The sequence below is a fragment of the Pseudomonas sp. 22526 genome (assembly GCF_052044735.1).
Taxonomy (GTDB): Bacteria; Pseudomonadota; Gammaproteobacteria; order Pseudomonadales; family Pseudomonadaceae; genus Aquipseudomonas; species Aquipseudomonas piscium.
Genome location: NZ_JBQENK010000002.1, coordinates 21,720 through 44,559, shown reverse-complemented (window position 1 = coordinate 44,559; position 22,840 = coordinate 21,720). Strand labels below are relative to the sequence as shown.

Here is a 22,840-nt window from a genome sequence, read left to right as displayed (position 1 = left end):
CCTGTCCTTTGGCTCCGAATGGGAAGTGTCTTTGTGAGCAAGATCAATGGAATCTAAGGAGTTAAGACTTTGAGTACAGAACAGCAACTGGCCGCGGTGGTAAGCGCGGCGAATAATTTGACCAACACTGTCACGGGCAAGGTTGGCGAGATCGACAAGGCACTGGCGGACGCCAGACAGCAATACGATGCGCAGCTTCAGGATCTGAAAATCCGACTGCCGCGGCTAGCGATCACCAAGAACTTCACCCTGTTGCCCAATACCGCCGGGACGTTGATTGACAGCTGGGGTATTCATGGGCAGGTCACCACGACGAAGTTGCGTTCGATTACCTCTGCGTCCCAGGCAGTCGGTCGTCCAGCAGCAGACGTTGAGTTCATGCTCAAGGTTCAGGCCGACGTGCGGGAGCAGTTCCCCAATTTCGATATCCGGGCAACGGACTATTGGCGCGGGGCGATCAATGTCTGGCAAATGCAATGGACGGAAATCGACGCCAGTCCCTGGCTCGCCTTTCCTTATGCAAACGACCAGACGTCGGCCGCTGCCGTCGCCGCGGTGCCCTTGAACTCTTATCTGACCATGGGCGCTTTCGTGCGTGTCGTTGATGGATCGATCAGTGGCGCCTGGAGTACCGGTTCGCAGAAAGGCAAATGGCGTTGGTGCTCCGCGACGGTTTCTCCTTCCGGAGTATTCGGTTCCTATTACCACCTGCACCCGATGCGTACTTCGAGCACTGGATTGATTGAAATCATGCTGGCCGGTGCCTGCACCGGCGTAGTCACCGACCCGGGCGACTGGGGCACCATGCTGGCTATTAGTTAAGGAAAAGAACAATGAAACCAACTTTTGTACCTGCTGAACTGCACCCGATCATCAAGTGGGAAATGATTCGCAAGGCTCGCGATGAAGACCTGGCGGCGAGTGATTACGCGGCCATGCCCGACTACCCCATGAACGAGACCAATCGTCCGGCGTTTGCCACCTATCGTCAGGGGCTGCGTGATATCCCCGATCAGGGCAGTGATCCGGACGCGGTCGCCTGGCCGGTCAAGCCGGATTTCCTGAAGTAAGCCCCCCACCGCGAAAGCGGTTTTTTTTCGCCCGCATAAAGCCCCGCAGAGGGGCTTTGGCGCTTTTGCGTCTGGAGAAATTCGTACATGTCCATCCGCCAGCAATACACCGTCCTGGTGCCATTCCCCACCGGTGGCGGCCACTGGTCGAGCGTCGGCCAGCAACTGGAACTGCTCGATGTCGAGGCCAGTGCCCTGCGTGCCGCCGGCCGCCTGGAGCTGACCCGCGTTCTTGAAACGCGCCAACAGGCCGAACCGGCCACCCCATCCACCAAGGCCTTGAAGGCCGCTGCCAAGAAGGCTGAATAACCATGGCTGAGGTTCTGAACTTCGAGCACAACGGCATTACCGTCAATGCCACCGAATCCCCCGAGGCCATGGGTGGCCTGGGTGACAACGTCATCGGTCTGGTCGGCACCGCGCCGAAGGCCGACCCGCTGATTCCGCGCAATGCGCCGTTCCGCATCAACAGCTTCACCACCCAGGCGCTGCTGGACCCGACCGGCGCCGAGCAAGGCACCCTGTATCACGCGGTGTACCAGATCCTCAAAGTGGTCAAGGTTCCGGTTTATGTGGTGATCGTCGAAGAGGGCGCGACCCCGGCCGACACTGTCAACAACGTGATCGGCGGCGTCGATGCCACCACCGGCCGCAAGCTTGGCCTGGCGGCCCTGGGCAGCGTCCCGGAAGACCTGACCATCATTGGCGCACCGGGCTTTACCGGCACCAAGGCGGTGGCCGGTGAGTTCGCTTCCTTCGGCAAGCGCATCAAGGCCCGTGTGGTGCTGGATGGCAAGGACGCCTCGGTCGCCGACCAGGTGACCTACAGCAAGGAACTGGGCGGCGCGGACCTGGGTTTCGACCGTTGCCTGGTGGTGCACAACATGCCGGCCGTGTACTCCAAGGCGGCCAAGAAGAACGTGTTCCTGGCGCCGTCGAGCCTGGCCATCGCCGCGCTGGCCAAGGTCAAGCAGTGGGAGAGCCCGGGCAACCAGGTGACCTACGCCGAAGACGTGTCGCGCACTGTGGAATACAACATCCTCGACACCTCGACCGAAGGCGACCTGCTCAACCGCTACGGCGTCAGCTACTACGCCCGCACCGTGCTCGGCGGCTTCTCGCTGCTGGGTAACCGCTCCATCACCGGCAAGTTCATCAGCTATGTCGGCCTGGAAGACGCCATCAGCCGCAAGCTGGTCAAGGCCGGGCAGAAAGCCATGGCCAAGAACCTGACCAAGTCCTTCATGGACCAGGAGGTCAAGCGCATCAACGACTGGCTGCAGACCCTGGTCGCCGACGAAACCATCCCGGGCGGCAGCGTGTACCTGCACCCCGAGTTGAACAGCGTCGAGAAGTACAAGAACGGTACCTGGTACGTGGTCATCGACTACGGCCGCTACGCGCCGAACGAGCACATGGTGTATCAGCTCAACGCCCGCGATGAAATCATCGAGCAGTTCCTGGAGGATGTTCTCTAATGTTTACCAACCGCGTAAGACAGGCCATCGCGGCCACCCTGCAAGGCCTGCCGTTGTCGGCGACCGTGGAAGAGTTCACCCCGCCGAAGATCGAATTCGAAATGGAAGAGATGCGTGGCGGGCGTTTCATCGGCGAGGAAATGGCCAAGAGCGGCAAGGTGCTCAATGCCAAGTTGACCCTCCAGGGTGTAGGTCCGGAAATCATGCTCGCCCTCGGCGTGAGCGTGGGCGACGACATTCTGCTGAATGTGCGTGAAGCCGGCCAGGACCAGGATGGCAACACCTACTTCACCTACCACACGGTCGGCGGCAAGTTGAAATCCCTGGAAGAGACGATGCTGAAAATGGGTGAAAAGCCCAAGACTAATCTGGAGCTCAGCTGCCGTACCTACAACCGCCTGGAAAACGGCGTGCCTGTGATCGACATCGACGTGCGCACCCAGAAGTTCGTGCTCAACGGCGTCGACATCCTCGGTGATGCCCGTCGCGCCGTACTGATGCCTTAACTCGCAACACTCCCCTCCTGCTAGGAGCGAGCACGCTCGCGATGACGGCCTGACAAACGACATCGCATCCGTTGGCCGATCCTTATCGCGAGCACGCTCGCTCCTACCCTTTACCAAGGAATTCCTTCATGTCCTGGACGCCTCCGATCCATGTCCTGCTGTGCCCGATCACTGCCGACGACGAGTCGCAGATCGCGCAGATTCAGCTCAAGCCATTGTTCTACGCCGCGCAGAAAGAAGCGCTGGCCCGCGCCGGCGACGATGAGGACGATCAGTTCTTCGAGCTGGCCAAGCTGGCGACCGGCCTGTCAGTGAAAGAGCTGGATCAGCTCAAACGACCGGATTACGTGAGCATTGCGCAGTACGTTCACGAGATGTCGACCCGTCCGACCGCCCACTTTCTCAATCAGGCCGAGGATCAGGTCAACGAGGACAACCCGGACCAGGTGCAACTGCTGCTGCCGCTTGCCGTGGCCGGCCAGGACGTGACCTCACTGACCCTGGAAATGCCAGCGCTGCGGGCGACCAAAGCGATGAAAAAACTCAAGACGGCCAAGGAGCGCGCTGAGTTCATCACTGCCCATTGCACCGGCCTGATGATTCCCGACCTTGGCCAGCTGACGGTGCCTGACTGGACCCAGCTGCAGGTTCGCATCGACGATTTTTTAAACAAACCGGCGGCCTTCTTTCGGAGCGCGACATCGAAGTGATACTCGATGTGGTGCCGCTCATTTACTCGGTGAGTGAAGCGGAAATCCTGGAGTGGGACGCCGGCAAGGCATTACGCCGCTACGACATCGCGATCACTCGCCTTGGCGTGAAACAGGAGTAGAGCGGGATGGCGGACGATAAGTTTTCGCTCAGGTTCACCGCCGTCAAGGAAGGCTGGTTGACGTTCGGTGACCCCAGGTCGGTCGACCTGAATACGCCCGCCGCAGGCATCGCCTCGGCGGGTGGATTGGCAGCAGTGTCCAAGGATCGGCTGCCCGACCTTGGCCAGGCGCTGGATACCCTCAGCGCCGATATCGGCTTGCTGGTGACCAGCCTCGATTCCCTGAACCTGACGCTGTCGTCGCAACGCCTGCGGCAGGCGGTGGTGTCCGGCCAGGCGGCTGGCGCCAAGGGGGAGTCGGCAGGCGGACAGAAAAGCGCGGGCAAGGCAGGTGGCGGCATCGAGCCGCCGAGCCTGCTCAAGCCTGCGATCAGCATGGATTCGGCGATGGCCGATCTGGGGCGCGTACTTGATCTCTCGCCGTCTCGGCGCGCGGAGGTGGTACGGGAGAACCAGCGCAAGGCCAGCACGCCGCTGATAGCCGCCGGCGGGACGACCGCCGTCGATCTGGCCAAGGTCGAGTATGCGGCGGCCAAGGCAGGCATCGGCAGCGATCAGCACTCTGCGCAAGACAAGCAACAGGCGTTGCTGACCTTTGCCGGTGCCGCGGCGATTACTGCAACGGCATTCAAGGTATCGGCCATCGATGCCGGGGAGATGATGGCCGGCTGGCGTACGTCGATGAACCTCGACGCCAGACAGGCCCTCGATCTGGCGGATGCGACCAATCACCTGGGCAAGGCCCCGGGGGATGCCGAAGCCGCAGATATCGGCGCCATCCTCCAGCGTCATGGTGGCGCAGCGGCCTCGGCCAAGTTGGCACCCGAGCAAGCAGCGGCGCTTTCGGCGGCGTTGCTCAACAGTGGTACATCGAAGGCCGATGCAGGCCTGGCGTTCAATAACATCGTCACCGCCCTGGGCAAGGGCGAGCAGGCTTCCGCGGCTCAGCGAGCCGCCTGGAGTGAACTGAAGCTGGATCCCCGGGCGGTCGCCGACGGGTTGCGCGAGAACGCCCAGGGTACGGTGATATCGGTATTGGCAGCCTTGAACGCGCAACCCGCCGAGAAACGCTCGACACTGGCCGGTGCGTTGTTTGCCGAAGGCGATCAGGCGGCATTGCGCCTGTCGCGGAACCTGCCAGAGGTTCAGCAAACCTTCTCCCTGGTGGCCGACAAAGGCCAATACGCGACATCGAAGCTGGGTGACAAGGGTTCGGTACGGCAGTCTGCATTGGCGCAGTCGAACACCCAGCAAACCACCTGGAACCGCTTCGAGGCGCGCACCGAGCGGCTGACCACTGCCGCGGGCAACGCGTTGGCACCGGTAGCCGACAGTACGCTTGCTCCTCTTGGCGAGCTGGTGGATGGCCTTAGCGAACTGGCCGAAACCTTTCCCAAGGTCACGGCCGCCATCGTGCTGCTCGGCGCGGCGCTGGCGCCATTGATCGGCAAGCAGGCCAAGGCGGTGGTGGACGAGGTGTTCAACCGCGGCGCCAAGCGCATCCTTGACGGTTCAGGCGCTCGCCAGCCCGGCGCTCCAGGTCCTTCGGGCGGTCCAAGTGCTCCGAGTACCCCGAGCGGTCCGAGCATCGATGTTCCGCAGGAACAACGTTCCAAAGGCAAGGCCGCAAAGAGGGCCGCTAAAAGACAGGCTGCCCAGAACGCGCTGAAAGCCACGGTCGTTGCTCCAGGTGCAGGTTCGTCCTTTGCCCTCGGTCTGGCCGGACCACAGGCCTCGGTTCGTTCCCTGAGCCGCAGGGCTCCAGGGCCGGCGAAGTACCTCGGCGCCGCGGTGGATGTCGCCGAAGGCCTGGTGACCGGCGATACCCGGATGCTCGCTTCTGGCCTGGGAACCGCTGGTGGCGGCTGGGCGGGGGCTTCCGCGGGGGCTGCCTTCGGCGGGGCGATCGGCAGTGTCGTTCCCATCATCGGAACGGCTCTCGGTGCGGCCGTCGGTGGACTGTTCGGCGGCTATTATGGCGGTGACTACGGCGCCAGCCTGGGCGACAAACTCGGTGCCCTGGTCGATCGCCTCAGCTCGCCGGAGCAGGTCAAGAACGGCCTCGTGGGCACCCAGCCGGTGAACCCGGCGGGTGCCGGTCAGGCAGTCAACCAGCCGATCACTTTCGCCCCGGTCATTCAGATCAGCGGGCCCGATCAGGCCAGCTCCCAGCACATTGCCGACCTCGTGCTGCAACAGCTCAGGGCGCAGTTCATACCCCTGATGATGACCGATCCACTCGCGGTAAGACGCGGTGCCGCCTTGAGCGATGGAGGTGTTTGATGCGACAGCAAATGGTGCTGGGCAGTTTTATTTTCGGTCAGTCGCGGGGGTTCGCTTACAGCTCCCTGGTGCGCAAGTCGGGTGGTGGTTGGGTGAGCCTGGAGATTCTCACCAGCAAGCCTAAATCCAGCCAGACCGGTCAGGGCCTGCAAGGACTGACAATCACTGGCAAGTCCATGCGTGCGATCGCCATGACGCGGCTCGATGAGTTGCGTGCCTTGCAGGCGTTGCGGGTGCCGCTGCCGCTGGTCGATGGCATCGGCCGCAACTGGGGCCTGTGGCGAATCGACAGTGTGTCCGAGAGCCAAAGCTACGTGATCGATGACGGCACGGCGATGGTCAACGACTGGGTCATAGAACTGACGGAGTTCATCAATGCGTAAGGTCAGAAGCATTGCCGGCGATTCGGTGAACCTGTTGCTCTACCGCGAGCTTGGACGCAGCGACGATGCCGCCGAGGAAGCGCTCTGGCGGCTCAACCCCGGGCTGGCCGAGCACGGGCCGGTGCTGCCGGCGGGGCTCTGGGTGAGACTGCCCGAGCTGGAAACCCGGCCGGTACTCGCGACGCCGGTATCGGCCTGGGATTAAGGAGGCGACATGGCACTTGGATTTACGCCGTCGGTAGAGATCTACGGCGCCAACGCGGCGCTGCTCAATGAGCGCCTGGTGCAATGGCAGCACATCGATGCGGCCGGGATCGAATCCGATCAACTGACCCTGACCCTCGATACCGAAGGGCTCGACGGGCTGCCCAGCCTGGGCGGCCGCATCGGCCTGCGGGTCGGTTACCTGGAGTCGGGTATGGTGGACAAGGGGCAATTCATCATTGTCCGACGCACACCCTTTCTGTACCCGATGCGCCTGGTGCTGGTGGCCACGGCCGCGCCGTTCAAGGAGAGCGATGAGACGGGTTTCAGGCGTCGCCGATCGGCCAGCTACGGGCCGATCACTCTTGGTGCGTTGTTTCGGCAACTGGTCACCCGACACGGGTTTTCGCCGCGAGTAGCGCCGGAGCTCGATGGGGTTGCTATCGCTCATGTCGATCAGTCCAACGAAACCGACATGAGTTTTCTGACACGCCTGGCCAGGGAGTACGGCGCGGTGACCAAACCGGTGAACGGCCTGTATGTGCTGGCCCGCAGCGGCCAGGTCAAATCCCTGTCGGGCCAGGCGCTGCCGGACGTGCGTTTGTCGGTGACCCGGGATAACCGGCCGGGGGATTCGGCCTTCATCTCGGCCAAGGTCGACGAGGAAAGCCGCTCGAAATTCCAGGGCTGCCAAAGCACCTGGTGGGACAGCGCCGCCGCCAAGGAGCGGGTGGTCCAAGTCGGTACCGCGCCCTTCAACAAACTGCCCAAACGCCGGGCCAGCGAGCAGCAGGCCCTGGCCGCGGCTATCAGCGAGATGCGCAGGCAGGAGCGTGAAGCGCGCAATATCCAGATCGAATGTCCTGGCAACCCGGCGTTGTCGGCCGAGGGGCTGGTGCTGCTCGACGATACCTGGCCCGGCTTCATGCGGGGACGCTGGTCGATCAAGAAGGTGACCTCCAGCGGCACCCGCACCCAGGGCTACCGCTGCACCATCTCGGCCAAATGCCTGGAGCCTCAGCCGGACTGAGTGTGCCCGGCCCAAGGGCGGCCTGATCTCTGGCCGTCCGCAACCTTCCTCCCTGTCACCCCCCCTGATAAAGCTCAAGCGCATATGGGGGGAGGGGAGTGTTCGCCCTTTGCGCATCCGCCAAGGGCTGTCGGGTAGCCCTCGGTTTTTTATCTCATTCGATTCTGGAGCTTCTTCATGAAGATCACTCCGATCCTCACGCAGCTGCGCGATCACTGCCCCGGCCTGGCCAATCAGGCGGCCGTCGGCGTCGATCTCGCGCTGCTGCAAAGCAATACCGCGTTGCCCACCCCCAGTGCCCATGTGACGCCGCTCGCCGATCTGGCCAGCCCGAGCACCGGGCAGAACGTTACCCGCCAGGCCATCCGTGACCGCTTTGTGATCACCCTGGTACTGGACGCCAGCGATGGCCGGCAGGCCCTGGAGCAACTGGAGAATCTGCGTGCCGAGTTGTGGCGGGCGCTGGTGGGGTTCAAGCCGGGCGCGGACTACAACCCGATCGAGTACGACGGTGGCGAGCTGGTTTCGCTCAGCGCCACGCGGTTGTTCTATCAGCTGCGCTTTTTCGCCGAGTTCCAGCTGGGACGCAACCTGGCCAGCCAGCCGGCGGAAACCTGGCGTGAGCGTGAACTGGACGGCTTGCCGTCCTTTACCGGGGTCACGGTGCGGGTCGATGCCATCGATCCGGCGGACCCCAACCTGAAACACCCGGGGCCCGACGGGCGCCTGGAACTGACTTTCTCTGGAGACGTAACGCAATGAGCAACCGCATCACTGTGCTGCCGGCCGCGGGCCGCGCCGTGCCGGACCCCGAAGCCGGCGACCTGCTGCCCCTCGAAGGCCGTGAAGTCGACGACAACGCCTGGTGGCGCCGGCGTCTGGCCGATGGCGATATCACCCTCAAGGCTGCGAAGTCGGCCAAACTACAAGGAGCCAAATAATGGCGATCGGATTCAGCAATATTCCGGCGGACATTCGTGTGCCGCTGTTCTACGCCGAGATGGACAATTCGGCGGCCAATAGCGCTTCTTCGGCCATGCGCCGACTGATCGTGGCCCAGGTCAACGACAACGTCGCGCCTGCCGAAACCGGCAAGCTGGTGCTGGTGTCCAGCGTCGCGCTGGCCAAGAGCATTGGCGGTCAGGGCTCGATGCTCGCCTCCATGTACGAGACCTGGCGCAAGACCGACCCGATCGGTGAGATCTGGTGCCTGCCGCTGCACAACGTCGAAGGCAGCGTGGCCAAGGCCGAGCTGAAGTTCACCGGCGCCGCCAGCGAAAGCGGCGTGCTCAACCTGTATGTCGGTGGTGTGCGGGTTCAGGCCGCCATCGTCAATGCCGCCACCGCGGCTCAGGCAGCCAGCGCGCTGGCGCTGAAAATCAATGCCGCCGCCGACCTGCCGGTGAGCGCCGCCGCGGTCGAAGGCACCCTGACCCTGACCGCCAAGTGGACCGGCGACAGTGCCAACGACATCAGCCTGCAGCTCAACCGCCTGGGCAAGAGCAATGGCGAAGAAACCCCGGCTGGCCTGAGCGTGACTGTCGGCAAAATGGCCGGCGGCGCTGGCGTGCCGGATCAGGTCGCTGCCCTGGCGGCCCTGGGCGATGAACCTTTCGAGTTCATCTGCATGCCGTGGACCGACACCGCGACCCTCAACGCCTGGCAAGCCGTCATGGACGACAGCACCGGTCGCTGGTCCTGGGCCAAGCAACTGTTCGGTCACGTCTACAGCGCCAAGCGCGGCACCGTCGGCACCCTGGTGGCGGCCGGTCAGACGCGCAACGACCAGCACATCACCATCCAGGCCCTGGAGCCGGGCGTACCGCAGCCGTTCTGGGTGCAAGCCGCCGCACTGGCCGCGCGCACTTCGGTGTTCATCTCCGCCGATGCCAGCCGTCCGACCCAGAGCGGCAGCCTGCCGGGTGTTGATCCGGCACCGGCCAGCGAGCGTTTCACCCTGACCGAGCGTCAGTCGCTGCTCAGCTACGGCATCGCCACCGCTTACTACGAAGGCGGTTACGTGCGCATCCAGCGTTCGATCACCACCTACCAGAAGAACGCCTACGGCCAGGCCGACAACTCCTACCTGGACAGCGAAACCATGCACCAGTCGGCCTTTATCGTGCGCCGCCTGCAAAGCGTGATCACCAGCAAGTACGGGCGCCACAAGCTGGCCGCCGACGGTACCCGCTTCGGCGCCGGCCAGCCGATCGTGACCCCGAGCACCATCCGCGGCGAGCTGATCGCCCAGTACGCCAAGCTGGAACTGGAAGGCCACGTGGAGAACGCCGAGCTGTTCGCCGAGCACCTGATCGTCGAGCGCGACAGCCAGGACCCGAGCCGGGTCAACGTGCTGTTCCCGCCGGACTACATCAACGGCCTGCGAGTGTTCGCGCTGCTCAACCAATTCCGTCTGCAGTACGACGCGGCGGCCTAAGCCGAGCCTCTTTCACTGCGCTTTTCCAGCCCGCCTCGCGCGGGCTCATTTTTTGGGAGAAACACCATGGGTCAACTGATTGCGGGCACCTGCTACGTCAAAGTGGACGGCGCTCAACTGACCATCAACGGCGGCTGCGAAGCGCCGCTGATGTCCGTGAAACGGGAAACCATCGTGCCGGGTTTCTACAAGGAAACCGACATTGCCCCGTCCTTCAAGGTCACGGCGCTGCACACCCCGGACTTCCCGCTCAAGCAGCTGGTGGCCGGTTCCGACATGACCGTCACCTGCGAGTTCAGCAACGGCAAGGTCTACGTCCTGGCCGGCGCCTACCTGGTGGAAGAGCCGGTTTCCAAGGGTGACGACGCGAGCATCGAACTGAAGTTCGAAGGCATCAAGGGGACCTGGCAATGAGCGATAGCGTAAAGCTGCGTGTGGCCATCGAAGCCCACGGCGAACCGCTGACCGAACTGACCCTGCGCCGCCCGACGGTGCAGGAAGTGCGGGCGATCAAGGCGCTGCCGTACAAGATCGACAAGAGCGAAGAAGTCAGCCTCGACATGGACGTCGCGGCCAAGTACATCGCGGTCTGTGCCGGCATCCCTCCGTCCTCGGTCAACCAGCTGGACCTGGCTGACCTCAACGCCCTGAGCTGGGCGGTCGCGAGTTTTTTCATGAGTGCGGCATCGGAGCCATCAGCGACCTGATCGCGGTTGCCTATGACCTGGCCTGGTTCTGGAAGGTTGACCCCGAACAGATGATGGCCAGGCCACTGGATGTGCTCCGGGAGTCCCTGGAGCACGCGCAACGGATCAATGCGATGCAGCAGGTGCAGTGATGGCGAAAAAAACGAGTAAAGCAAAGCAGGTGAAGGCTGCCAAAGCCGAGGAAACTCCAAAACCTCAGAAGCTTGAAAATGGGCCAGCTGTCGAAGCCACGACCGACATGGTGGTGGTCGCCAAAGGTGCCGAAAAGCTGGACAAGGAAATCACCGGCATTCGCGGCAAGATCGCCGGTTTCAAAAAGGACCTGGAGGACAACGGCCTCGACAAGCTGAACTTTGCCAGCCTGATGGAAGGCACCGGGTTGGTCGCTCCGTTTGTGAAGGGCATCAAGTCGGCGATAAAGGCCGAGGATGAACTGGTGGCGGCCAATCTCAAGGCTCAAAAGCTTGAGGTACCGGATGTGGTTCGAGGCACCACGGCCATCAACCTCAAAAATTTCAGTGAATCGCTGGATGCCGTTTCTCTGAAGGTCGGGCAGGCCCTGCTACCGGCGGTCAACAAAATCGTCGTCGAGTTGCAACCGCTGTTGACCTCGGTCGGACAGTTCGTGGCGAACAATCCGGCACTGGTCGAGGGGCTGGCCGCCGCTGCGGTGGCTTTTACCGTCGTGACCTCGGCGGCAACAGCGATGGCGGTCGTACTGGCCGCATTGACTTCTCCCGTCGGCTTGGTGGCTGCAGGGATAGCCTTGGCTGCGGGATTGATCGTTGCAAACTGGGCACCGCTTTCTGGTTTTTTCAGGAGGCTGTGGCAGGGCATTCGACCCGTGCTTGTACCCATGGCGGACTTCTTCAAGACCCTGTTCGCGTTCACCCCGCTGGGGCAGGTTGCGAACAACTGGGGGCCGGTCAGTGCTGCTTTCGGGGATATCTTCTCGGCGATAAAAACGGTGGCCGGTGGCGTCATCGAAGTCTTGAAGTTTACCTTCAGCCTCACACCAATGGGCGCGATCGTAGCCAACTGGGCGCCGATCTCGACGTTTCTGGCAGGACTTTGGCAAACCATCAAAACGGCTGCGACTCCGTTGGTGGCGTTTTTCCAGGAGTTGTTTTCCTGGACACCTATTGCCTTGATTGCAGCCAACTGGGGCCCATTGACGGGTTTGTTTTCGGCTATCTGGGGCTTGCTCCAGGCCTTGGCCGTACCCGTGGCGGAGTTTCTGCGGGGGATTTTTGCGTGGACGCCCATCCCGCTGATCATTGCCAACTGGGGACCGATCACCGAGTTCTTCGCTGGTGTCTGGGATGGCATCAAGGCCTCGGCGATGATCATGTATGCCGCGCTCTATAAGATCTTCGAATGGACCCCGCTGCCTCAGATCATTAAGAGCTGGGAGCCGATCACTGAGTGGTTCTCCACCTGGTGGCAGAAGCTCAAGGCGATCATCGAGCCGATCAAGGAGTTGCTGGGCGGAAGCGTTGGCGGCTTCATCACCAAGATCACCGGGAAAGTGGAAAGCCTGACCGAACACCAGCTCAAGACCAATGAGCAAGACAGGGGGGCCTTGGCCCCGGTGTTTTTCGGTGGTGGTGAGGAGCCCGGTCAGACATCGAGTGTGCTGCCAGGCAAATTGCCCAAGGTCGCATCTCTCGCACCAGGTGCTCTGCAACAGAACTCCAGCTTGCTGCTGCAACAGAGTGCGGCCAACAACCGCACGCAATTGCAGGGCGGGCTGACGGTGAGCTTCGAAAACGCCCCGGCGGGCCTGCGTACCAGCGCGCCGCAAATCAACCAACCCGGCGTGGCGCTGTCGTCGCGTGTCGGCTACCGCTCACTTTCGCTAGGAGGTTCCAATGAGCTGGCGTGATCGTTTGTTGCCGGCGTCGTTTCGTGGCGTCGGGTTCTGGGTCGACCAGGCGAAAACCCCGGTCGGCCACAAGGGCCAGTTGCACGAGTACCCGCAGCGTGACCTGCCGTTCTACGAGAGCCTGGGGCGGCAGGCGCGGACCCACGACCTGACGGCGTTCATTGTCGGCGCCGATTGCCTGGAGCAGCGTGACAAGCTGCTCAAGGCGCTGGAGGAGGGCAGCGGTGAGCTGGTGCACCCGTGGCTGGGGCGCCTGCAGGTCAAGGTCGGCGAATGCGAGATGACCCAGAGCCGCCAGGATGGCGGCCTGGTGACCTTCGCCCTGAAGTTCTACCCCGACCAGCCGTTGCAGTTCCCCAGCGCCACGGTCAACACCCGCCAGCTGTTGCTGGTGTCGGCCGACAGCCTTATCGGCTCGGCGGTGCGCCGCTTCGAGGAGGCCATGACCCTGGTCAAGGCCGCGCGCATCGGCATCGCCGATTTGCGCAACAGCCTCAAGGAGGTCTACCAGACCATCGAGCAGGAGCTCAAGCCGCTGATCGACACCTACCGCGATCTCAACCTGCTGGTGCGGGCGATCAAGGATTTGCCCAAGGAAGTGAGCGCCGAGTTCAAGGGCTTGCTGGGGGACATCAAGGACCTCAAGGACTATGCGCGCAACGGTTATCGCGGCGTGCTGGCCAACGTTTCGCAGCAGGTCGAGGCGGTGAAGAAGATCGACACGCCGAAACTCACCACCGGCAAGGACACCACCGCCGCGGCGCAAGCCATGGCGGACCTGGTGCAGGATGCCGTGCTGGTGCGGATCGCCCAGGCCGTGGCGTCGCTGCCGGTGGCGACCCCGGCGGTCAAGCTCAGCGGTACGCCGTCGCTGGCCAAGCAGGCGATCCAGCCGGTGACCCGCGCGGAAGTGCCGGTGGCCGATGAGGTGCTGGCGTTGCGCAACTCGATCAACGAGGCGATCTGGCAGGCGGCGGAAAAAGCCGACGCCCTGCACTACGAGGTACTCAACGGCCTGCGCCAGCTGGTCTACGGCCACCTCACCGCGGTGGCTTCGTCCGGCGTGCGGCTGGTGGTCAAGAACCCGATGCAGAGCCTGCCGACGGTGGTGCTCGCCTATCGGCTGTTTGGCGATGCCACCCGGGCGGCCGAAGTGCAGCAGCGCAACGGCGTGGCCCATCCCGGTTTCCTGCCGCCGACCAACGTCAAAGTGGCGGGGGAGTGACCCATGGGCAACTTCGATAACCGGGTGCTGTTGACGGTGGACGGCCAGGATTACGGCGGCTGGAAAAGCGTCGAAATCAGCGCCGACCTGGAGCGGCAGTTTCGCACCTTCAAGCTCGACGTGACCTGGCAATGGCCGGGGCAGACCCTGGACCAGCGCATCCGTCCCGGCGCCAAGTGCCAGGTGCGCATCGGCGCCGACCTGTTGCTCAGCGGCCATGTGTTCAAGGCGCCGATCAGCTATGACGGTCGGCAGATCGGCCTGAGCATCGAGGGCAGTTCCCTGACCCAGGACCTGGTGGATTGCGCGGCGATCAACCAGCCCGGCCAATGGCGCGAACAGAGCCTGCTGAAAATCGTCCAGGCCCTGGCCGCGTCCTACGGCGTCGGGGTGGTCAGCGAGATCGCCGAAACCACGCGGCTGAGCAGCCACAGCATCGTGCCTGGGGAAACCGTGTTCCAGTCCATCGACCGCCTGCTGACGTTGTTCCGGGTGTTCTCCACCGACGATGCCGAGGGCCGGGTGCTGTTGGCCCGGCCGGGCAGCGGTGGGCGCGCGGTGGATGTGCTGGAGCTGGGCAAGAACATCCTCTCGGCCAGCGCGCCGATGGACTTCAGCCAGGTGTTTTCCGAGTACCGGGTGATCGGCCAGCACAAGGGCAACGACCAGAAAAGCGGCGCCGCGGTCAGCGAAGTGTCGGGCGTGGCCAGCGACAGCACGGCCAAGCGCAAGCGGGTCACGGTGATCAATGAGCCGGCGCAGCTGACCCAGGAACTGGCCCAGCAACGGGCTGACTGGGAAAGCGCCATTCGCACCGGCAAGGCCCTGACCAGCACCTACAAGGTGCAGGGCTGGCGCCAGAGCAACGGTGACCTGTGGCGCCACAACACCCTGGTGCGGGTGATCGACCCGGTGCTGGGCTTCGACCAGGACCTGCTGATTTCCAAGGTCACCTATTCGCTCTCCGAGCAGGGCTCGATCACCACCCTGCAGGTGGCGCCGCCTCATACCTTCGACGCCAGCCCCGTGCCACCCAAAACCTGACGTCGTTCCCCTTATGCATGTGTAGGAGCGAGNGCGATAGCGCTCCGCCTGACACCCCGTGCCGCCTCCATCGCGAGCAAGCTCGCTCCTACAGAGGTCAAGGAAAAACCATGAGCCTACTGACACGCCTGTTGGCGCGCGGCACCGTCGTGCTCGCCAACTCGGCCAACAAACTGCAATCGCTGCAAATGCGCCTGACCGCCGGCGAAGTGAACGACGACATGGAGCACTTCGAACCTTACGGCTTCACCAGCAATCCGCTGGCCGGCGCCGAAGGCATCGCCACCTTTCTCGGCGGCGACCGCTCCCATGCCGTGGTGCTGGTGGTCGCCGACCGCCGTTTTCGCCTCAAGGCCCTGGCCCCTGGTGAAGTGGCGATCTACACCGACGAAGGCGACAAGATTCATTTCAAGCGCGGGCGGATCATCGACATCGAGACCGCCACGCTCAATATCCGCGCCAGCAGCGCGGTGCACATCGACACCCCGACCCTGACCCAGACCGGCAAGATCGTCTCCCAGGGCGACCAGGTCGCTGGCGGCATCAGCCAGATCAAGCATGTGCATGGCGGCGTGCAGTCCGGTAGTGGGCAGACCGGCGCGCCGGCGGGAGGCCAATGATGTTTATCAGCCAAGACCTGCACCGCGCACTGACCCGTTCCGTGCTGATCAGCCTGTTCACCTGGCGCCGTGCGGCGGACGACGACCCGCTGGATGACGAGGAGCGCTTCGGTTGGTGGGGCGACAGTTTTCCCACCGTGGCCGACGACCGCATCGGCTCGCGGCTGTGGCTGCTGCGCCGAGTCAAGCTCACCCGCCAGACCCAGCTCGACGCCGAGTTCTATGCCCGCGAAGCCCTGCAATGGCTGATCGACGATGGCCATTGCCGTGCGGTCGAGATCATCAGCGAACGTCTCGACGACCAGCGCCTGAACCTGCGCACGACGCTGGTCCTGGCCAGCGGTGAACGCCTGGACATCAACCCCGATAACAGTTGGCAGGTGACCTATGCCCTTTGATACTCCTTCGCTGCCGGTGCTGATCAAGCGCACCCAAAGCGACCTGGCCAGCGATGCGCTGCGCCAGTCCGATGCGCAAGTGCTGGCCCGCGCCCTCGGTGGCGCCGCCTATGGCCTCTACGGCTACCTGGACTGGATCGCCGATCAAATCCTGCCGGACAAGGCCGACGAGTCGACCCTGGAGCGCATCGCCGCGCTGCGCCTCAACCAGCCACGCAAGGCCGCCCAGGCGGCCAGCGGTTCGGTGAGCTTCAGCGCCGCGGCAGGCGCGGTGCTGGACGTCGATACCCTGCTGCAGGCCAGCGACGGCCGCACCTATAAAGTCACCGCCGCCCGCACCACCAGCGCCGGCAACAACAGCACCACCGTCCAGGCCCTCGACGCCGGCACCCTGGGCAACGCCGAGGCCGGCCTGGAGCTGATCCCGGTGCAACCCATCCAGGGCGTCGGCAACAGCTTCACCGTGCTCGCCCCCGGCCTGAGCGGCGGCGTCGCCGCAGAAAGCCTGGAATCGCTGCGCGCGCGGGTGATCCGCTCCTACCGCATCATCCCTCACGGCGGCTCGGCCCAGGACTATGAAACCTGGGCGCTGGAGTGCCCGGGGATTACCCGCGCCTGGTGCCGTGGCAGCTACCTGGGGCCGGGCACCGTGGGGCTGTTCGTGATGCGTGACGACGATGCGCAACCTATCCCGAATGCCGAGCAACTGGCGGAGGTCCAGGCCTACATCGAACCGCTGCGCCCGGTGACGGCCGAATTGCATGTGCTGGCGCCGCAGCAGTCGCCCGTGACCTACAGCCTGCGGCTGTCGCCGGACACCAGCGCGGTGCGCGCGGCGGTCGAGGCCCAGTTGCGCGATCTGCACAACCGCGAGGCCGGCCTGGGCGACACCTTGTTGATCAGCCATATCCGCGAGGCTATCAGCAGTGCCGCCGGCGAGAACGATCACCGGCTCAGCGTGCCGGCCGCGGATGTCCCCGCCGCCAGTAACCAGTTGCTGACGTTCGGAGGTTGCGTATGGCTGGAGTAAGAACCGCCGCGCAATACCAGAGCCAACTGCGCAGCCTGCTGCCCAGCGGCCCGGCCTGGGACCCGGAGCGGGTGCCGGAACTCGAGGAGGTGCTCGAAGGCGTCTCCCAGGAACTGGCCCGCCTCGACGCCCGCGCCGCCGACCTGCTCAACGAAATGGACCCTGCTGGCGCCAGCGAACTGGTGCCGGACTGGGAGCGGGTGATGAACCTGCCCGACCCCTGCCTGGGTGCGACCCCGCTATTCGACGACCGCCGCCTGGCCGTGCGCCGGCGGCTGCTGGCCGTCGGCAGTCAGGCGCTCGCCTACTACGTCGAGATCGCCCGCAGCCAGGGTTACCCCAACGCCACCATCACCGAGCACGAAGCCCCCCGCATGGGCCGTGCACGGTTTGGCCAGGCGCATTTCGGCACCTGGCAGGCGCAATTCATGTGGACGCTCAACACCGGTGGACGACTGCTCCTGGGCCGGCGTTTCAACGCCAGCTACTGGGGCGAACGCTTCGGCATGAACCCGGGCTCGGCCCTGGAATGCCAGATCCACCGCAGCGCACCGGCCCATACGCGGGTGCACATCAATTATGACTAGGGGATAGACCGATGGATTATCCGAAGAGTGTGCCCAGTGCCGGGTTGGTGAATGGGCAGTTTGTCGATGAGAACCCGCTGACCGGCACCCCGGGCTCGCTGATTCCGGCGGACTGGGGCAATGGGGTGACCCAGGAAATTCTCAACGTCATCAAGGCGGCTGAACTGACGCCGAACGAGGTGAAGACTGACCAACTGCTGCAAGCGATCCAGGCAGTCGCCGCCAAAGGCTGGAATCAGGACCTGGCATTGCCGCTCAATGCCTTGGCATTGCCGACCGTGGCGACGGCCGATGCCCGCCTGGCAGTGACGCCGACCGCGGTTTCGACCAGCGGCGGCAAGGTGTCTATTCCTGCTGGCGTGTATATCAGCATCGGCCAGGAAGTGGTGGCCGGCCAATTGGGCCGCTCACGCACCTTCATGACCAGTGCCTGGAGCAGCGCGGAGCTGCTACCCAGCTCGGGGTATTTCCTCAGGGCACAGGTGATAGGTGGTGCCCTGACGTTTTACATGCAGCGCGGAACCCTCTATGACACGCCTCCCGACTCGCTTAAAGGCGTCGTCAATGGCAGCGCCGGTGGCGGCTTTCAGTCGACGCCGCTGGACATGTGCCTGGCCTGGGTAGTCACTGGTGCACCCGGTACGGCGCCCGTCGTGCGCCAGATCTACAACCGGGCACGCCTGAGCTGGAGTCAGACCTTGAATGGTTCGGGTGCCATCTTCCTGCCCCTCGATCCGCATGCCCGCGCTGCGCGCTTGATCGCGGGCAACCCGACGCCCTCCGCCGGCGCCGTTACTTCGATGTCGTTCCCTCAGGTTGGCTGGCTGGGCGCTAACTATTGCTTCCTGTCACCGGTTTCCACCATCAGCTCGAACCATGCGAGCGGCTGGACAGATCCTGCCAATCCGACCCCTTGCATCCTGTTCACCAACAACGTGGTGGGCGATGTGACGGTCACCTCACTGACCGCCAGCTTCGATCACACCCAGTTGCGGTCCCTTTGGCAGTCTTACCAGGCGGAGCACCTGCTGGGCGCCAATAACGCCGAAAGCGACGAGTTGTTGATGAGCATGGGCATCAAGACCCACCCGATTACCGACTATAGCGCTGGTATTGCCGTCAACTTTTCCAATGCCGTCAACGTTCAACTGTCCTGGGAGCTGATTCGATGAGAGTCATTCAAGAGATGCATCAGTTTGAAGGTGAAATGCGGCCTGTTCAGCCATCGCCCGAGCATGAGTGGGACGGTGCTCAATGGCGGCTTGTCCAACTGGCAGAAACTTCTCCAGGGAAGGCGGTAATAGCCGAGCCGACAGAAACCTCGGTAGCGATCATCGAAGACCCCGTAGAGGACTCGGCAATCCAGGAGCGTAAATGGCGTCAATCCGTTTTAACGGAGACTCAATGGCTGTTGGCCCGTCATCGCGATGAACAGGAACTGGGACGTGTGACGACGCTTACGGCCAAGCAATACCTGGAGCTCCTTGAATATCGGCAAGCACTGCGCGACTGGCCCCTCATCACGAGGTTTCCCTTGGCCACTGAGCGTCCCCTCGTTCCAGCTTCGTTAGGGAACATTCTTCAGTTCAGCTAACGGATTGAGCGCCGTATTTCCTTTAAACAGATCACCTGCAGTCAATGAACTCCGACACCCAAATCAAGAGGGTGTTTGGTTGGCCTATGCAGGGTTCTTTAGGGTGCCGGCCAGTGAGTTGGCTAATAAAGAAGTTATCAGGAGCAAGACATTGGATTACCCAAAGAGTGTGCCCAGTGTAGGGTTGGTGAATGGAAGGTTTGTTGATGAAGACCCACTAGCCGGCACGCCAGGTTCGCTTATTCCGGCAAGTTGGGGGAATAGCGTTACCCAAGAGGTTCTCGGTGTAGTTCAGGCGGCAGGTATGACGCCGGACGAGGGGGCGAATGATCAACTGCTGGGTGCATTACGCAGTTCAACGCTCTTTTCTACGCCTCCGCGCTTTGACGTGAGTCGTTCGGTTGCTACTCCGGAGTTTGTACAGCGCGCGCTGGGTAATTACTCCAGCGCTCGAGGAATATCGGAAAGCACGCAACTGACCCTTGCCGATGTCGGTTGTTCGATCGGCCTCGGTGGGACCACCGGTTATACCGTCACCCTGCCGGATGTTTCGACTGTTCCAAGTGGCGCGATGATCAGTTTGCATTGTCGTAATAGTGCGGTGGTTACGATTGCTAGCAAGAGTGGGGCGCAAATCAGTCCGCAAGGGAATTTTCTGAATTCCATTGTAATGAGTAGCGGCGAAAGCGCGAATCTGGTTCGGGAGTCAGGTGTCTGGACCCTTTATGGTACGGCCAGTCTTAAATACTCCGCGCTGTATGGGGCTCAGCTTTCGACAGCGGGATATCAAAAATATCCGAGCGGATTGATTGAACAATGGGTGTTAGGTGGGTCTGACGCCAATGGCGTTATGTCCCTGTCACTACCCATAAAGTTTCCCAATGCAATATTGGGAGGTATTGCTGACGAAGGCTATCCCGCAGGTTGGGGCGGTGCGAACGTTACGGTCTGGTCGTTTGATTTGAATGCATCAAATACTTCAACAGCTGTTGCCCGTGTCCGATCGGTCGAAGTTGGGACCATCAGAGTTGCCGCGGGGATAACCGGGCGCATCGTTGTGTGGGGGCGATAGTCATGAAGATTTACTTTTATGCCAAGACCCTTGGTTTTGATGTGGTCGCATTTTCCAATGACTCTCCGCCAGAAGGTGCGGTTGAAATCAGCCAGGCGGAATATGCCGAACTTTTTGCTGGGCAGGGTGTGGGCAAGCTTATTGCGGCCAATGACAATGGCGCTCCTATTCTTGTGGACCCTCCTGGCCCATCGCCGGAGCTGTTGATTTCGATTGAGCGCGTCTGGCGTGACTCGGAGTTGCTCAAGACCGATGCGCTGGTCGCCAGGCATCGTGACGAGCTTGAGTCTCAAGCCGCCACTACTTTGTCCGATGCGGACTACAGCGCTTTACAAACCTACCGTTGTGATTTGCGCAGTTGGCCAAAGTCCCGAAAGTTTCCTGCCGTCACAGATCGGCCCGTGCTGAGAATGACTTCCGGCACTACAGGGGCGACGGTGAAAAGAAAGAGGGTGAGAAAGCCGGTGCAGGTGACCGAGTCCGTTTGAGTTTGTCGGTTCTGTGTTGGGCTTTGCCGAACGCTGAAGTTTTTTATGTTTAATTTTGTATGAGGGCTAGACAGTGGACTACCCAAAGAGTGTACCTAGTGCCGGTTTGGTAAACGGAAAGTTTGTCGATGAAAATCCGATCGCTGGAACGCCAGGATCTCTGATCCCCGCGAGTTGGGGGAATGCGGTCACCCAAGAGATTGTTAATGCAATCGATGCGGCAGGAATTTCTCCTGTGGAGGATCAGAACAATCAACTGACGCTGGCCATCAAAGAGCTTGCCAAGCTGGATCCGTTGCAAGCATTTCCGGTTCAGGTCTATCGAAAGAACCATGTGATTAATGGGAACTTCGATATTTGGCAGCGCGGCTCTGCTAACCAGGGGACCAATATTGGAGGGTATGTTGCAGATCGGTTTCGTTGTGACTGGAATGGCAATGCTGGAGTCAATATTTCGCGTCAGAGCTTTACTCTGGGACAAACAGAAGTTCCCAATGAACCGCGATTCTTTTTACGTTGGCAGCAAGTCACGGCCGGTGCTGGGGCAAATACACATAAGATTTCACAATATATTGAGTCTGTCAGAACTCTAGCCGGAAAGCTGGCAACCGTGACTTTCTGGGCGAAAGCCGATGCAGAGAGAAATATCACGGTGACGGTGACCCAGTCTTTTGGTGGCGGTTCTGAGTCTGTGGTCACGACTGTGGGAGTGTTTAAACTGACCACTACATGGGCGCGTTATACAGCGACTGTGAAGATTCCATCGATTGCCGGAAAAGTCCTGGGCGGCGCGGAGAACGACTCTCTTAGGCTGGCCTTCGATCTGCCATTGAATGTCCTGCAAACCATCGATCTGGCGCAAGTTCAACTTGAAGAGGGCGTGGTCTCAACGCCTTTTGAATTGAGAACTCCCGCCGAAGAATTGATGCTCTGTCAACGTTATTACGAGAAAACACTCAGACAGGACGTTCAGCCAGGCGATACATCAAGCTCTGCTGCTGGAGCTCTCATATCTATCGTCATGGAGGGGCAGATAGGCTCTTTTTCCCAACCCTTGGCACAGTGGTCTTTCAAGGTGGAAAAAAGAACGACTCCCAGCATTGCCTTGTACAGGATCTCGCAGAGCGGAACTGTTGGTCAGTGGCGCTCCGGGAGCGACGCGATTTCGTCCGGCAATGCGCGTCCCTATTCAATCTCTACACGAGGAGCCTGGGTATATAACTCGGATGTGGCAGTGGCACCTCAGACCTATTACATCCATGCAACGGCAGATGCCGAACTATAGGGATAAAACCATATGAGCTATCAACTGACCGCTAATGGGGTCTATCGCCTTGCCGATTCGGTTTTTATTCCAGAAGACTTGGCCAATCGCGATTGGGCTGCCTACTTGCAATGGCTGAGTTATGGAGGAGAGCCGCAAGCGATCACGATCAATACTGAGTCGGACGGGGCTGAGCGTGTCTGGCGTGACTCGCAGCTTCTACAAACTGATGGCCTTGTCGCGAGGCATCGTGATGAATTGGAGGCTGGGGGCGATACAACGATCTCAACTGCTGACTATGAGAGCTTACAAGCCTACCGCCGGGCTTTGCGTAGCTGGCCGGAGTCCTCAGATTTTCCTTCTGTTGTCGCAAGACCGTCTCTCAATATCGGTTTGGTTTCTGCTCTTGCTGTATCGACAGCAGGCGCTTCTGTGCGGAAAGCCGAGGCGATTGAGCGGGCATGGCGCAGCAAGATGCTGGAGTCCACTCAGTGGCTGGTTATTCGCGATAACGAAGAAATGGACATGGGCGAAGGTACGACGCTGAGTACCGAGCAATTCAAGGAGCTGCTGGCCTATCGACAGGGATTGCGGGATTGGCCTTCGGCCGCCGACTTTCCGAACGCCGAGTATCGGCCTGTCGAGCCAGGTTGGCTTGAACCTGTTCTGCAGGAGCATAAATGACCCTGTCTGTTCTGAGCGT

The 22,840-nt window shown here is 61.8% G+C and carries 28 protein-coding genes; all 28 read left to right on the top strand.

Going from position 1 to position 22,840, the window contains the following annotated elements:
- Nucleotides 1-69: 69 nt before the first annotated feature.
- Complete coding sequence (locus ACTJKT_RS02570; protein WP_440786095.1) at nt 70-822, top strand: hypothetical protein; 753 nt, start codon at nt 70-72, stop codon at nt 820-822.
- 11 nt (nt 823-833) lie between these two features.
- On the top strand, nt 834-1,070 hold the full coding sequence (locus ACTJKT_RS02565) for a tail fiber assembly protein (RefSeq protein ID WP_097302115.1): 237 nt from the start codon (nt 834-836) through the stop codon (nt 1,068-1,070).
- Between the two features lie 87 nt (nt 1,071-1,157).
- On the top strand, nt 1,158-1,379 hold the full coding sequence (locus ACTJKT_RS02560) for a hypothetical protein (protein ID WP_097302117.1): 222 nt from the start codon (nt 1,158-1,160) through the stop codon (nt 1,377-1,379).
- A gap of 2 nt (nt 1,380-1,381) precedes the next feature.
- Nucleotides 1,382-2,548 (top strand): phage tail protein, encoded by a 1,167-nt coding sequence (locus tag ACTJKT_RS02555; protein ID WP_124372970.1) that lies wholly within the window; start codon nt 1,382-1,384, stop codon nt 2,546-2,548.
- Nucleotides 2,548-3,054 carry a phage major tail tube protein gene (locus ACTJKT_RS02550; RefSeq protein WP_440786094.1) on the top strand — a complete coding sequence of 169 codons (507 nt, stop codon included), beginning with the start codon at nt 2,548-2,550 and terminating at the stop codon, nt 3,052-3,054. Before ACTJKT_RS02555 ends, ACTJKT_RS02550 begins: the two co-directional genes overlap by 1 nt.
- Before the next feature lie 128 nt (nt 3,055-3,182).
- Complete coding sequence (locus ACTJKT_RS02545) at nt 3,183-3,764, top strand: phage tail assembly protein (protein ID WP_440786093.1); 582 nt, start codon at nt 3,183-3,185, stop codon at nt 3,762-3,764.
- Nucleotides 3,765-3,892: 128 nt separating this feature from the next.
- Nucleotides 3,893-6,169 (top strand): phage tail tape measure protein, encoded by a 2,277-nt coding sequence (locus tag ACTJKT_RS02540; RefSeq protein WP_440786092.1) that lies wholly within the window; start codon nt 3,893-3,895, stop codon nt 6,167-6,169.
- The gene (locus ACTJKT_RS02535; protein WP_440786091.1) at nt 6,169-6,552 is read left to right on the top strand and encodes a phage tail protein; all 384 of its coding nucleotides are present in this window, start codon (nt 6,169-6,171) and stop codon (nt 6,550-6,552) included. The genes ACTJKT_RS02540 and ACTJKT_RS02535 overlap by 1 nt, the downstream gene beginning before the upstream one ends.
- Nucleotides 6,545-6,757 carry a tail protein X gene (locus tag ACTJKT_RS02530; RefSeq protein WP_440786090.1) on the top strand — a complete coding sequence of 71 codons (213 nt, stop codon included), beginning with the start codon at nt 6,545-6,547 and terminating at the stop codon, nt 6,755-6,757. The genes ACTJKT_RS02535 and ACTJKT_RS02530 overlap by 8 nt, the downstream gene beginning before the upstream one ends.
- A 9-nt stretch (nt 6,758-6,766) precedes the next feature.
- On the top strand, nt 6,767-7,786 hold the full coding sequence (locus ACTJKT_RS02525) for a phage late control D family protein (protein WP_440786089.1): 1,020 nt from the start codon (nt 6,767-6,769) through the stop codon (nt 7,784-7,786).
- A 177-nt stretch (nt 7,787-7,963) separates the two neighbouring features.
- Nucleotides 7,964-8,548 carry a phage tail terminator protein gene (locus ACTJKT_RS02520; RefSeq protein ID WP_440786088.1) on the top strand — a complete coding sequence of 195 codons (585 nt, stop codon included), beginning with the start codon at nt 7,964-7,966 and terminating at the stop codon, nt 8,546-8,548.
- On the top strand, nt 8,545-8,727 hold the full coding sequence (locus ACTJKT_RS02515; RefSeq protein ID WP_440786087.1) for a DUF2635 domain-containing protein: 183 nt from the start codon (nt 8,545-8,547) through the stop codon (nt 8,725-8,727). The genes ACTJKT_RS02520 and ACTJKT_RS02515 overlap by 4 nt, the downstream gene beginning before the upstream one ends.
- The gene (locus ACTJKT_RS02510; RefSeq protein WP_440786086.1) at nt 8,727-10,223 is read left to right on the top strand and encodes a phage tail sheath subtilisin-like domain-containing protein; all 1,497 of its coding nucleotides are present in this window, start codon (nt 8,727-8,729) and stop codon (nt 10,221-10,223) included. The genes ACTJKT_RS02515 and ACTJKT_RS02510 overlap by 1 nt, the downstream gene beginning before the upstream one ends.
- Before the next feature lie 66 nt (nt 10,224-10,289).
- On the top strand, nt 10,290-10,637 hold the full coding sequence (locus tag ACTJKT_RS02505) for a phage tail tube protein (RefSeq protein WP_007923973.1): 348 nt from the start codon (nt 10,290-10,292) through the stop codon (nt 10,635-10,637).
- Entirely contained in the window at nt 10,634-10,930 is a 297-nt protein-coding gene (locus ACTJKT_RS02500; protein WP_007923972.1) for a phage tail assembly protein, read from the top strand. Before ACTJKT_RS02505 ends, ACTJKT_RS02500 begins: the two co-directional genes overlap by 4 nt.
- Nucleotides 10,931-11,060: 130 nt before the next feature.
- Complete coding sequence (locus ACTJKT_RS02495) at nt 11,061-12,815, top strand: phage tail protein (RefSeq protein ID WP_440786085.1); 1,755 nt, start codon at nt 11,061-11,063, stop codon at nt 12,813-12,815.
- Nucleotides 12,802-14,040, top strand: a complete 1,239-nt coding sequence (locus ACTJKT_RS02490; RefSeq protein WP_440786084.1) for a DNA circularization protein — start codon at nt 12,802-12,804, stop codon at nt 14,038-14,040. Before ACTJKT_RS02495 ends, ACTJKT_RS02490 begins: the two co-directional genes overlap by 14 nt.
- Before the next feature lie 3 nt (nt 14,041-14,043).
- The gene (locus tag ACTJKT_RS02485; RefSeq protein WP_440786083.1) at nt 14,044-15,084 is read left to right on the top strand and encodes a phage baseplate assembly protein; all 1,041 of its coding nucleotides are present in this window, start codon (nt 14,044-14,046) and stop codon (nt 15,082-15,084) included.
- Between the two features lie 110 nt (nt 15,085-15,194).
- On the top strand, nt 15,195-15,704 hold the full coding sequence (locus tag ACTJKT_RS02480; RefSeq protein WP_025806669.1) for a phage baseplate assembly protein V: 510 nt from the start codon (nt 15,195-15,197) through the stop codon (nt 15,702-15,704).
- On the top strand, nt 15,704-16,102 hold the full coding sequence (locus ACTJKT_RS02475) for a phage GP46 family protein (RefSeq protein ID WP_440786082.1): 399 nt from the start codon (nt 15,704-15,706) through the stop codon (nt 16,100-16,102). The genes ACTJKT_RS02480 and ACTJKT_RS02475 overlap by 1 nt, the downstream gene beginning before the upstream one ends.
- The gene (locus ACTJKT_RS02470; RefSeq protein WP_440786081.1) at nt 16,092-17,132 is read left to right on the top strand and encodes a baseplate J/gp47 family protein; all 1,041 of its coding nucleotides are present in this window, start codon (nt 16,092-16,094) and stop codon (nt 17,130-17,132) included. The genes ACTJKT_RS02475 and ACTJKT_RS02470 overlap by 11 nt, the downstream gene beginning before the upstream one ends.
- A complete protein-coding gene (locus ACTJKT_RS02465; RefSeq protein ID WP_025806671.1) occupies nt 17,120-17,719 on the top strand; it encodes a YmfQ family protein in 600 nt (199 codons plus the stop codon). The genes ACTJKT_RS02470 and ACTJKT_RS02465 overlap by 13 nt, the downstream gene beginning before the upstream one ends.
- An 11-nt stretch (nt 17,720-17,730) precedes the next feature.
- On the top strand, nt 17,731-18,891 hold the full coding sequence (locus ACTJKT_RS02460; protein ID WP_440786080.1) for a phage tail protein: 1,161 nt from the start codon (nt 17,731-17,733) through the stop codon (nt 18,889-18,891).
- A complete protein-coding gene (locus tag ACTJKT_RS02455; protein WP_440786079.1) occupies nt 18,888-19,313 on the top strand; it encodes a phage tail assembly chaperone in 426 nt (141 codons plus the stop codon). Before ACTJKT_RS02460 ends, ACTJKT_RS02455 begins: the two co-directional genes overlap by 4 nt.
- A gap of 151 nt (nt 19,314-19,464) precedes the next feature.
- Nucleotides 19,465-20,385 (top strand): gp53-like domain-containing protein, encoded by a 921-nt coding sequence (locus ACTJKT_RS02450; RefSeq protein ID WP_440786340.1) that lies wholly within the window; start codon nt 19,465-19,467, stop codon nt 20,383-20,385.
- 2 nt (nt 20,386-20,387) lie between these two features.
- A complete protein-coding gene (locus ACTJKT_RS02445) occupies nt 20,388-20,873 on the top strand; it encodes a phage tail assembly chaperone (RefSeq protein WP_440786078.1) in 486 nt (161 codons plus the stop codon).
- A 73-nt stretch (nt 20,874-20,946) separates the two neighbouring features.
- Entirely contained in the window at nt 20,947-22,158 is a 1,212-nt protein-coding gene (locus ACTJKT_RS02440) for a carbohydrate-binding protein CenC (protein ID WP_440786077.1), read from the top strand.
- 12 nt (nt 22,159-22,170) lie between these two features.
- Entirely contained in the window at nt 22,171-22,821 is a 651-nt protein-coding gene (locus ACTJKT_RS02435) for a phage tail assembly chaperone (RefSeq protein ID WP_440786076.1), read from the top strand.
- Nucleotides 22,822-22,840 lie beyond the last annotated feature (19 nt).

Excerpts from the sequence above, each read along its gene's own strand:
- ACTJKT_RS02565 (WP_097302115.1), top strand. The coding sequence starts at position 834 with ATGAAACCAACTTTTGTACCTGCTGAACTGCACCCGATCATCAAGTGG.
- ACTJKT_RS02560 (WP_097302117.1), top strand. The coding sequence starts at position 1,158 with ATGTCCATCCGCCAGCAATACACCGTCCTGGTGCCATTCCCCACCGGT.
- ACTJKT_RS02555 (WP_124372970.1), top strand. The coding sequence starts at position 1,382 with ATGGCTGAGGTTCTGAACTTCGAGCACAACGGCATTACCGTCAATGCC.
- ACTJKT_RS02550 (WP_440786094.1), top strand. The coding sequence starts at position 2,548 with ATGTTTACCAACCGCGTAAGACAGGCCATCGCGGCCACCCTGCAAGGC.
- ACTJKT_RS02545 (WP_440786093.1), top strand. The coding sequence starts at position 3,183 with ATGTCCTGGACGCCTCCGATCCATGTCCTGCTGTGCCCGATCACTGCC.
- ACTJKT_RS02540 (WP_440786092.1), top strand. The coding sequence starts at position 3,893 with ATGGCGGACGATAAGTTTTCGCTCAGGTTCACCGCCGTCAAGGAAGGC.
- ACTJKT_RS02535 (WP_440786091.1), top strand. The coding sequence starts at position 6,169 with ATGCGACAGCAAATGGTGCTGGGCAGTTTTATTTTCGGTCAGTCGCGG.
- ACTJKT_RS02530 (WP_440786090.1), top strand. The coding sequence starts at position 6,545 with ATGCGTAAGGTCAGAAGCATTGCCGGCGATTCGGTGAACCTGTTGCTC.
- ACTJKT_RS02525 (WP_440786089.1), top strand. The coding sequence starts at position 6,767 with ATGGCACTTGGATTTACGCCGTCGGTAGAGATCTACGGCGCCAACGCG.
- ACTJKT_RS02520 (WP_440786088.1), top strand. The coding sequence starts at position 7,964 with ATGAAGATCACTCCGATCCTCACGCAGCTGCGCGATCACTGCCCCGGC.
- ACTJKT_RS02515 (WP_440786087.1), top strand. The coding sequence starts at position 8,545 with ATGAGCAACCGCATCACTGTGCTGCCGGCCGCGGGCCGCGCCGTGCCG.
- ACTJKT_RS02510 (WP_440786086.1), top strand. The coding sequence starts at position 8,727 with ATGGCGATCGGATTCAGCAATATTCCGGCGGACATTCGTGTGCCGCTG.
- ACTJKT_RS02505 (WP_007923973.1), top strand. The coding sequence starts at position 10,290 with ATGGGTCAACTGATTGCGGGCACCTGCTACGTCAAAGTGGACGGCGCT.
- ACTJKT_RS02500 (WP_007923972.1), top strand. The coding sequence starts at position 10,634 with ATGAGCGATAGCGTAAAGCTGCGTGTGGCCATCGAAGCCCACGGCGAA.
- ACTJKT_RS02495 (WP_440786085.1), top strand. The coding sequence starts at position 11,061 with ATGGCGAAAAAAACGAGTAAAGCAAAGCAGGTGAAGGCTGCCAAAGCC.
- ACTJKT_RS02490 (WP_440786084.1), top strand. The coding sequence starts at position 12,802 with ATGAGCTGGCGTGATCGTTTGTTGCCGGCGTCGTTTCGTGGCGTCGGG.
- ACTJKT_RS02485 (WP_440786083.1), top strand. The coding sequence starts at position 14,044 with ATGGGCAACTTCGATAACCGGGTGCTGTTGACGGTGGACGGCCAGGAT.
- ACTJKT_RS02480 (WP_025806669.1), top strand. The coding sequence starts at position 15,195 with ATGAGCCTACTGACACGCCTGTTGGCGCGCGGCACCGTCGTGCTCGCC.
- ACTJKT_RS02475 (WP_440786082.1), top strand. The coding sequence starts at position 15,704 with ATGTTTATCAGCCAAGACCTGCACCGCGCACTGACCCGTTCCGTGCTG.
- ACTJKT_RS02470 (WP_440786081.1), top strand. The coding sequence starts at position 16,092 with ATGCCCTTTGATACTCCTTCGCTGCCGGTGCTGATCAAGCGCACCCAA.
- ACTJKT_RS02465 (WP_025806671.1), top strand. The coding sequence starts at position 17,120 with ATGGCTGGAGTAAGAACCGCCGCGCAATACCAGAGCCAACTGCGCAGC.
- ACTJKT_RS02460 (WP_440786080.1), top strand. The coding sequence starts at position 17,731 with ATGGATTATCCGAAGAGTGTGCCCAGTGCCGGGTTGGTGAATGGGCAG.
- ACTJKT_RS02455 (WP_440786079.1), top strand. The coding sequence starts at position 18,888 with ATGAGAGTCATTCAAGAGATGCATCAGTTTGAAGGTGAAATGCGGCCT.
- ACTJKT_RS02445 (WP_440786078.1), top strand. The coding sequence starts at position 20,388 with ATGAAGATTTACTTTTATGCCAAGACCCTTGGTTTTGATGTGGTCGCA.
- ACTJKT_RS02435 (WP_440786076.1), top strand. The coding sequence starts at position 22,171 with ATGAGCTATCAACTGACCGCTAATGGGGTCTATCGCCTTGCCGATTCG.